The following is a 701-nucleotide window of genomic DNA, read 5'->3' on the forward strand; positions in this document are numbered from 1 at the left end:
GGAATCACCGAGTGCTGGTCCAAGCCACGAACCCACGGATGAAGCTGATGAACCAACCGATCAGCCGGAGGACTCCGCACCCGAGGAGGAACCGAACTCGTCAGACAGCGATAGCCCTGATGAACCTGATCAGAGCGACAAGCCTGACGACAGCAAACCTGCAGATCAGTACTACCCGAAGCTCGCCAAGAAGCTTTTCAAAAAGGGCGAGGGCCGTTATGAGGTCCCTGCCCCGAAGCCTGGTGGTAAGTCTGCTGGCAAGGTTCCGGCTGGTTTAGAGGCGTATTACAGTCAGAAGATCGACTGGTCTGCCAAAAACTGTCAGGACCTTGGCTATGAGGATTTGTCCGACATGCTCGGGCGTGCGCCTGAGTGTGGTTACATGATTGCGCCGATTGATGCGAAAAACCCAGACAAGGGCAACATCGCAATCGGAGTTATGCGCGTCAAGGCCGGCAAAGCGGTGAGCAATAAGTACGGCACGAAGTTCACGCCGAACAAAAAGCCGCAGGGCTCTATCCTGTTCAACCCCGGCGGTCCCGGTGGGGCGGGTATGCCGCTGGCCATTGCCCAGGCCAATGCCCAGCGAGAACTTGCCGAAAACTTCGACATGGTGGGTTTTGACCCCCGTGGTGTGGGTGCGTCTATGCCGTTTTCGGAGTGTCAATCGGATAAGGAGCGGGATGCTTCGCGTGCTTTGA

1 pseudogene is annotated in these 701 nt (G+C 56.9%); it reads left to right on the forward strand.

The features are described 5' to 3' along the window. Positions 1 to 701: pseudogene (locus HMPREF2757_RS02400) on the forward strand (alpha/beta fold hydrolase); the annotation flags it as partial.

The sequence above is a fragment of the Brevibacterium sp. HMSC063G07 genome (assembly GCF_001810665.1).
In the GTDB taxonomy this organism is placed as follows: domain Bacteria; phylum Actinomycetota; class Actinomycetes; order Actinomycetales; family Brevibacteriaceae; genus Brevibacterium.